General features: G+C 26.6%; 10 protein-coding genes. 9 read left to right on the top strand and 1 reads right to left on the bottom strand.

Annotation, left to right across the window (positions count from 1 at the left end; translation table 4 throughout):
* The first annotated feature begins 155 nt into the window (after positions 1 to 155).
* From TS70_RS05175 to TS70_RS05135, 9 genes are all read left to right on the top strand, one after another.
* Positions 156 to 1,997, top strand: coding sequence for an ABC transporter permease (locus tag TS70_RS05175; RefSeq protein ID WP_198049612.1), 1,842 nt, complete (start codon positions 156 to 158; stop codon positions 1,995 to 1,997).
* A 23-nt stretch (positions 1,998 to 2,020) separates the two neighbouring features.
* Positions 2,021 to 3,061 (top strand): ABC transporter ATP-binding protein, encoded by a 1,041-nt coding sequence (locus TS70_RS05170; RefSeq protein ID WP_241460314.1) that lies wholly within the window; start codon positions 2,021 to 2,023, stop codon positions 3,059 to 3,061.
* Between the two features lie 33 nt (positions 3,062 to 3,094).
* Positions 3,095 to 3,580, top strand: coding sequence for a pyridoxal-phosphate dependent enzyme (locus TS70_RS05165; protein WP_052443500.1), 486 nt, complete (start codon positions 3,095 to 3,097; stop codon positions 3,578 to 3,580).
* A 66-nt stretch (positions 3,581 to 3,646) separates the two neighbouring features.
* Positions 3,647 to 4,482, top strand: a protein-coding gene (locus TS70_RS05160) for an IS5 family transposase (protein WP_105628856.1) whose coding sequence is annotated in 2 segments (ribosomal slippage) — positions 3,647 to 4,043 and positions 4,043 to 4,482 — 837 coding nt in all. Because the reading frame shifts where the segments join, the coding sequence is not laid out codon by codon here.
* A gap of 150 nt (positions 4,483 to 4,632) precedes the next feature.
* Positions 4,633 to 4,863: a hypothetical protein gene (locus tag TS70_RS05155; RefSeq protein WP_040093588.1), complete on the top strand. Its 231-nt coding sequence runs from the start codon at positions 4,633 to 4,635 to the stop codon at positions 4,861 to 4,863.
* On the top strand, positions 4,863 to 5,237 hold the full coding sequence (locus tag TS70_RS05150; protein ID WP_127092943.1) for a Rid family detoxifying hydrolase: 375 nt from the start codon (positions 4,863 to 4,865) through the stop codon (positions 5,235 to 5,237). The genes TS70_RS05155 and TS70_RS05150 overlap by 1 nt, the downstream gene beginning before the upstream one ends.
* Positions 5,238 to 5,240: 3 nt before the next feature.
* On the top strand, positions 5,241 to 6,665 hold the full coding sequence (locus TS70_RS05145; RefSeq protein WP_040093564.1) for a sulfite exporter TauE/SafE family protein: 1,425 nt from the start codon (positions 5,241 to 5,243) through the stop codon (positions 6,663 to 6,665).
* Between the two features lie 19 nt (positions 6,666 to 6,684).
* Positions 6,685 to 7,520, top strand: a protein-coding gene (locus TS70_RS05140; protein ID WP_105628856.1) for an IS5 family transposase whose coding sequence is annotated in 2 segments (ribosomal slippage) — positions 6,685 to 7,081 and positions 7,081 to 7,520 — 837 coding nt in all. Because the reading frame shifts where the segments join, the coding sequence is not laid out codon by codon here.
* Positions 7,521 to 7,684: 164 nt separating this feature from the next.
* Positions 7,685 to 7,957, top strand: coding sequence for a hypothetical protein (locus tag TS70_RS05135; protein ID WP_198049611.1), 273 nt, complete (start codon positions 7,685 to 7,687; stop codon positions 7,955 to 7,957).
* A 98-nt stretch (positions 7,958 to 8,055) separates the two neighbouring features.
* Here the strand turns inward: TS70_RS05135 and TS70_RS05130 are convergent.
* A partial coding sequence (locus TS70_RS05130; protein ID WP_232332500.1) for a hypothetical protein occupies positions 8,056 to 8,556 on the bottom strand: 501 nt, incomplete at its 5' end.

Here is an 8,556-nt window from a genome sequence, read left to right as displayed (position 1 = left end):
TTAATAAAAAAGGGTATCGCAAGAAGTCTAATATTATTTATTTTTTGGTCATTATGGTATTTTTCGCTGCAGTAAAAAAGCAGTATCAAAAATTATGAAAATGTTATATAATGTATATGTATAACAAATTAATTAAAAGATTTGAGGGGTTGTAGGTGGCGAATAGAGTATTAAGATCAGGCAAATCAAATTCATGATGGTCGTTGATTTTTTTTTCAATTTTTAAAATACGCCGTTCAATGGCGGTTTGAATTCTTTTTATTTTATCAGTTGTCTTATTTGGGGCAGTTGCTATTACTTTATTTTCTTCTTCAAAAAATGTTTATGAGTTTTTTAAGAATTTTCAGTATGGCGTTTTTATCTTTAATAATATTTTGTTATTGTTATTTATTTTATTAGTAATTATTAAAATTTTTGGTCGTGAATTTGAAGATGGAACATATTTGTTATTAATTTCAAAGCCATATTCACGATTTGTCCTGTTCTTATTAAAAATAATTGCCCTTTGAATTTTAATTCTTCTTTTTTTAGGAACAATTATTCTTTTTGCTTTTGGGATTGGTTATTTAGGTAATATTTTTAATAAGGATCCCCAATATTTACAAGTTTATCAAAATTTATTATTAAAATTATTTCTTTATTCAATGGCATTATCATTTTTTGCTTCAAGTGGGATTTTATTTGCGGTAACATTTTTAAACTCACAAGTTGTTTTACTAATTGTTGTTATTTTCTGTAGTTTGTTTCTAGTTGGTGGGATGCCATATTCATTAATTATGAGTTTAGCAAAAACCGTTGAATTAACATTTGCTAATGATAGTATTACTCAAAACTATCCAGTTCCAATTATTAAAAGTACAATTAATTTTAAAAAGAATCTTAAAAAAGATTTAATTAAATATCCTCATTTAACTAATGCGATTTGAAACTTTTATGATGAATGAAGTTATAGTGATTTAAATTTAGTCTTTAAAAATGATGACTACAAAGATATTACTAGTGACCCAGCATTACGTGTTCGTCGCTTAGATTTTTATAAAAATTTAGGATTAACTGTTCCTAAAACAGAAGAATTTGAAATCAAAAAACTTAAAACATGAGATTCATCAACAAGATATCTTTATGATAATAAACTTGAAGATCTTAAAACAATTATTAATAATGTTGGAGCAGCGAGCGGAAATGATGTTTCAATGAAAGTTAATTTTGCAACAGATTATTTTTTCAAATCAGAACAAGAATTAGATCAAAATGACCCCGTTCAAAAAGAACTTGCTGATTACATGGCAGTTGTCTCAAAGGCAGCGGGTTCATGAACAAATTATATTACAATGAATCTTTTTAGTGGGACATCGTTATTTTACTTTAATCCCACTGCTTCCTATTATAGTTTATCAACGACAAATGATAGCAAATTAGTAACAGTTAATCGGACATTATCGGAAGAAAATTCATTTAACCCAACGGATGTTTTTCGTCAAGAATGAGATAATGAATACAAAGGAACATTGTCCGATTATAATAATGGTAGTGATTTTAGAGATTGGGTCTTAGATTATTTTGATTCACCAACCCTGTTTGTTCTTCGTGAAATTGAAATTGATATTTTAAAGAAAATAATGGATTATAAATTACTTGAAGAACAACCAATTAAAATTAACAATGAGTGAATTAAATATGATAACCTAATGAATACTTATGGTTTAATTTCGAAGTTTAATATTATTGAACATTGAAACCAAATTTGAACCGCTTCGTTAAACTTCACGCCATATTGATTTGAGCCATTACAGCGGAGTAACATTGACTTTGAGGTTCAAAATAACTATTTAATGAGTTATCAAGATTTCCGTCTAGCCTTAGGGGTTGATAAGAAAATTGATGTTGACCCAGCACCATTTTTGAACATTAGTTTAATTCAATATATCTATCTCGGTTTATCGTGTCTTTTCTTAATATTTGCTTATTTAATCTTACGCCATAAAAATATTACTTAAAAGTTGAAAGGGGATGCTAAGAAATGAATAATAATGCATTAGTAGTCAGTGAAGTTGCAATCTCATCACGAAATTTTACTAAAAAATTTAAAAATAGTGTTGTTGGTCCTTTTAACTTTAATGTTGGACGGGGAAAATTACATGCAATTTTAGGAGCTTCTGGTAGTGGAAAAACCGTTTTCATTAAGTCTTTAATTGGTGGGTTAAAAGGTTTTAAAGGTGATATCTCTATTTTTGGTAAAAAAGCAACCAAAGTTGGAATGAAAAAAATGATTGGTTATGTACCAGAATTTATTACTTTTCCAGAAAACATTAGTTCTTATAACTTCTTAAAATACATGGGAAAAACAAATGGTTTGCGTGGAAGATATTTACGGGAACGAATTGAATACTTAATGAAGTCATTAGAAATTTGAGAACACCGTGATAAAGATGTTAATTCTTTTTCATCGGGGATGAAAAAAAGGGTAATGATTATTCAAGGAATTATTCATGATCCAGAAATTTTAATTTTGGATGAACCAGAAGCAGGATTAGATATTAATAATCGTAAAAAAATTATTTTTTATTTAAAACAATTAACCCTACGTGGAAAAACAGTCTTTTTTTCATCACATTTACTAGATGAAATTAAAGAATATATTGATGAATTTACAATGGTTATGAATGGAACCCAAATTTATAGTGGTCAATTAGCGGCTTTTAATATTAAAAACAGTTATTATCTTGTTACTAATAATCCACAGGCACAGGCTATGATGCGTTATTTTAACTCTAATCGGGTACCAAATTGATATGATAAGACCAATAATTATTTAAATTTTGTTTTAAATTCGCCGTTACATTTATATTATGTTACTCAGTATGCGTTAAAGAAACGGATTAAGATTGTAAAAATTAGTGAAGTTGAATTTTCATTTGATTTCTTACTACAAAAATTAAATATTACTTTACCACCTAATATGACAACAAATCGAAAATTACGAAAAAAATCAAATCAAAAAAGTCAAAAATTTTTACCAGGTCCTGGGGTAGGTCCTGGACCGGGGGGATATGGTCGTTAGGGAATGATAAAGTGTCATAAATTACAGTAAATTATGGTAAAGTACAACTCAGGAATTGCAAGTTATGTCAAAGCTGTAAATCCCAATTGTAAATTAATCGGTGTACAAAGTCAAAATGTTCCAAGTTATTATGAAGCAAGGAAAAGCAATAAATCGTTTTCAGTTCACGGTAAATTATCAATTGCCGATGGAATTGCGGTTAAACAAACTGGTTATATTACCTTTAGTATTTTAAATAAATATGTTGATGATGTTATCCTTGTATCAGAAGCAGAAATTGCTGAAACAATTTTATTTTTATTTGAAAATTGTAAAATTGTCGCAGAAGGCGCAGGGGCAGTAACCACGGCCGCAATGCTATTTAATAAACTAAATGTTAAAAACAAAAAAATTGTTTGTGTTTTATCAGGAGGAAATATTGAGGTGACAACGTTCTTAAATATTACAAACCGAGCTTTAATCAATCAGCGGCGTAGGGTTGTTTTAAAAATTGATGCACCACTAGGGAAAGGACATTAGACTTCTTGCGATACCCTTTTTTATTAAAATATTATTATAAAATATAATTTATGAGGACATAAAAATATGAACAATAATAAATTTAATACTCTTAATGATAGAGAATGGTTAAGATTAACAGGAATAAAAAAATCCACTTTTAATAAAATGTTAGATATTTTAAAAGTTGCTGAAATAGAAAAATTTAAAAAAGGTGGTAAAACTAATAAATTATCATTAGAAAATAGATTATTGATGACTTTATTATATTGACGAGAATATCAGACTTATTTTCATCTTGGTAAAAGTTTTGATATTAGTGAGGCTAATTGTTATCGTAATATTAAGTGAATTGAAGATATTTTAATTAAAAACTCTGATTTTCAACAACTTGCTGGTAAAAAAGCACTAATAAATGATTATTTTAATGATAAAACTATTATTATTGATGCTACCGAAACTCCAATCCAACGCCCAAAAAAAGACAAAAACAATCTTATTCTGGTAAAAAGAAAAAACACACGATCAAAACACAAGTAATTATCGAACAAGAAACCAAAAAAATTATTGCAACAAGTTTTTCGCTCGGAAAAAAACATGATTATGCTTTATTTAAAGAATCAAAAATCCCAATTTTAAAAAATACCAAATTAATAGTTGATAGTGGTTATCAAGGAATACAAAAAAATCACAATAATGTTCTAATACCTACAAAGAAAACAAAGAAAAACCCTTTAAACAAAGAACAAAAGCAATATAATAGACTAGTTTCAAAAATGAGAATTATTATTGAAAATATTTTTGCTATTCTTAAAAAATTTAAAATTATTACAGAAAAATATCGTAATCGAAGAAAAAGATTTGGTTTAAGATTTAATTTAATTGCCTCAATTTATAATTTACAATTATTATATTTAACATAAAATATTTATTTAAAATTAAATAATTTAAATAATAAATTAATTTTTCGTTGTGGAAAAATATTAAATTTTTAAATAAAAAACATAATTAATTAAAATTATATTTTTCTATTAGTATCTTTTTTACAAATATTTGCAATTTTTTAACAAGTAATGCAAGAAGTCTATTTAACAAAGATTACGAATGTTGTTGATTCTCATGGTGTTCAAATTCATAAAATTTCTGATTTACAATTAGAAAATAGTTTAGAAATTAATCGAGAAATTATTCGATTAGTAGTTGATATTAATACAAAAGCTGAATTAGGAGACATTGTTATTGACTTAGAGAAGTTGGGATATACTGTGATGGAAAAAGAATTTATTGATTCAATTATAAAATAATGGAATTAATCTATACTAATCAAGCATCCAAAGCAGTGGGTCCATATTCTCAAGCAGTAAAACTTTCAAATGGCTTTTTGTATATTTCGGGACAATTAGGATTTGATCCGAAAACAATGGTGTTATGCGCTGATATTCAAAGTCAGGCTAGCCAAGTTCTAACAAATATTGCTGCGATTTTAACCGCCGCAAACTATCACAAAAATAATGTTGTTAAAACAACAATTTTATTAAAAGATATTAACGATTTTTCTGTTGTTAATGAAGTTTATGAAGCATTCTTTGGTTCACATAAACCGGCAAGAAGTACGTTTGCGGTGAAAGATTTACCAAAATCTGGCCTTGTTGAAATTGAAGTTATTGCCTTTAAATAACATATGGAAAATCAAACTCAAGTAGAAAAAATTATTAAGAATGAGAATGATTTACTTCATCACACAGAAAAAATTTATCAATGAACTGATCGGCAAGGGGAATTAAAAGCGTTTTATAAACAACAACTTTCGTTTTTAAAACAAGCACTTAAAAAAAATAATCTTACCAAAGCTGATTTTGAATTAAAAGAAAAATATATTAAAGAAGCTTATCATGAATATTGCCAAAAGATTCAAGAATATTTAAATTTAAATTATTCATTGGCAATGTGAGAATATCAAGAAACAAATAAATTAAAAAGTGATTTAGACCATCAAGCATTACACCAAGAATTTAAAACAAAAATTGCTAGTGTTTTGCACGATGAAACTGAAACAAGTCAAGTTAAAAAACAACAATTAAAAAATATTAAAACAGAACATAATATGATGAAACGAAGTTTAAGTGGGCGCACAATTGCTATAATTGCCGTGACCTTAACATTATTGTTATTATTAGCTAGTTTATTAGTAAATTACTTATTTTATTTTAAAATTGCTAATGATGGCCAAAACTTCACTTTTACTAATAAAAACCATTTAACAGCCTTTATTTTTATGTGTGTTGGTATTATTTTAATTTTAGGATTTTTAGTTTTTATTATTTATAATACAACAAAACGAATTTTTTTAGATAAACAAGAAAACCTTTTCAAAATTTCAACAATTGGTTTTCTGGGTAGTTTTACTGATACGATTGGGGTTGGTAGCTTTGTGGTAAAGGTTGCTGCTTTGAATGCAACAAATAGTGTTCCAGATGTTAAAAAGTTACCAGGAACATTAAATGTTGGTTTAACAATTCCAAATTTATTAGCTGGAACCTTGTTTGTTAGTGCAACTCAAGTTGAACTAGTAACCTTAGTAACTTTAGTGATTGTCGCTATGATTGGGGCTTTTTGTGCCGCAAAGATTGTTAATAAAGTTAATAAAAAATTTGTCGCTTTATTCGTGGCAGTGTCCTTAGCGGCGGCTGGAATTTTAATGATTTTAGGCCAAGTTGGACTATTTAATACTGTTGGAACAAAAGGACTTAGTGGTTGAAAATTAGCTGTTGGGATTATTGCGTTCTTTATCATTGGAGGATTACAAAGTTTTGGCGTTGGATTGTATGCGCCAGCTTTAGCGATCGTGTCATTATTAGGAATGGAAACAATTATTGCTTTTCCAATTATGACGTGTGCTGCTGGTTTTGCCTTGCCAACAACCGCATGAACATTTCATCGTGATAATAATTATAGTCCTAAAGTGACCTATGGTCTTTTAATCGGTGGTGTTGTGGGAACTGTTACTGCTTTCTTTGTTGTTTTTGTTGGAATTCAAGGTGGACTAGGGGTTAAAATAGACTTCTTGCGATACCCTTTTTTATTAAAATATTATTATAAAATATAATTTATGAGGACATAAAAATATGAACAATAATAAATTTAATACTCTTAATGATAGAGAATGGTTAAGATTAACAGGAATAAAAAAATCCACTTTTAATAAAATGTTAGATATTTTAAAAGTTGCTGAAATAGAAAAATTTAAAAAAGGTGGTAAAACTAATAAATTATCATTAGAAAATAGATTATTGATGACTTTATTATATTGACGAGAATATCAGACTTATTTTCATCTTGGTAAAAGTTTTGATATTAGTGAGGCTAATTGTTATCGTAATATTAAGTGAATTGAAGATATTTTAATTAAAAACTCTGATTTTCAACAACTTGCTGGTAAAAAAGCACTAATAAATGATTATTTTAATGATAAAACTATTATTATTGATGCTACCGAAACTCCAATCCAACGCCCAAAAAAAGACAAAAACAATCTTATTCTGGTAAAAAGAAAAAACACACGATCAAAACACAAGTAATTATCGAACAAGAAACCAAAAAAATTATTGCAACAAGTTTTTCGCTCGGAAAAAAACATGATTATGCTTTATTTAAAGAATCAAAAATCCCAATTTTAAAAAATACCAAATTAATAGTTGATAGTGGTTATCAAGGAATACAAAAAAATCACAATAATGTTCTAATACCTACAAAGAAAACAAAGAAAAACCCTTTAAACAAAGAACAAAAGCAATATAATAGACTAGTTTCAAAAATGAGAATTATTATTGAAAATATTTTTGCTATTCTTAAAAAATTTAAAATTATTACAGAAAAATATCGTAATCGAAGAAAAAGATTTGGTTTAAGATTTAATTTAATTGCCTCAATTTATAATTTACAATTATTATATTTAACATAAAATATTTATTTAAAATTAAATAATTTAAATAATAAATTAATTTTTCGTTGTGGAAAAATATTAAATTTTTAAATAAAAAACATAATTAATTAAAATTATATTTTTCTATTAGTATCTTTTTTACAAATATTTGCAATTTTTTAACAAGTAATGCAAGAAGTCTAATGAATGATTTTACCTATTACTTAAAATGATTTGCCGTTGGGGTAATGTACTATGCGGCATTTATGTTATTTAAGAAATACTTAGCTTTACGGAAAGAAAATGTTAACGTAAGTAAGGCGCAAACCGAAAATTATTATCAGAAATATAAAGAGCAATTTAATGAAATGCTTCTCGAAAAAATGGTCAGTATTAGTTGAATGCATACTAATGATATCTTAAAAGAACAGTCAAAAATGAAGATATGTAATGTTAAATCATTAATATGAACTTAAAAACCAACTTTTAAGAATTATGGATTAGCTTTTTAATTATAAATTTAGTTTTAAAAGCCTTACTTGTAATAGCAAGGCTTTTTCTTTTTAAAAAAAAATTAGACAGTAAAGAAAATAATTAGGGAAGAAATTAATAAGATGGCGCCAATAATTAGTAAAATATTACGAATTTTTTTAATGTTTGCTTCTTCATCAGTTAACGTTGGTTGATAACGGCGACGGTAATCATTAAAATAAGCAGCAGCCGTTTTATTTTTATATCATCCCAAGATAAATCAAATTAATAGAATAACAACTAAAAAACTAACAACAATTCATTCGGTTTTTTTAATGTCTTTAAATGCAAAAATACCGAGCAAAAAACTAAAACCAATAATAATTGCAGTAATTAACACCGCAATCAAACAATGAAATCAAGTAATTTTTTTTAGTTTTTGATAAGTTTCTAATTTTAAAGTGTGATTTTGATATGTCTCATCAACAATTTCTGCCACCTCTTTTTGGTGGGTTTTTTTTTGCTCTTGTTTTAATTCATGTAATTGTTTAAAAACATTCTTCTTTTTTGCCATTGGATCCCTTTTATTAATATTTTTAAATTT

The sequence above is a fragment of the Spiroplasma sp. hyd1 genome (assembly GCF_016082235.1).
In the GTDB taxonomy this organism is placed as follows: Bacteria; Bacillota_I; Bacilli_A; order Mycoplasmatales; family Mycoplasmataceae; genus Spiroplasma; species Spiroplasma poulsonii.
The sequence above is the reverse complement of the archived record's forward strand: the minus strand, read 5'-3'. Positions and strand labels throughout refer to the sequence as shown.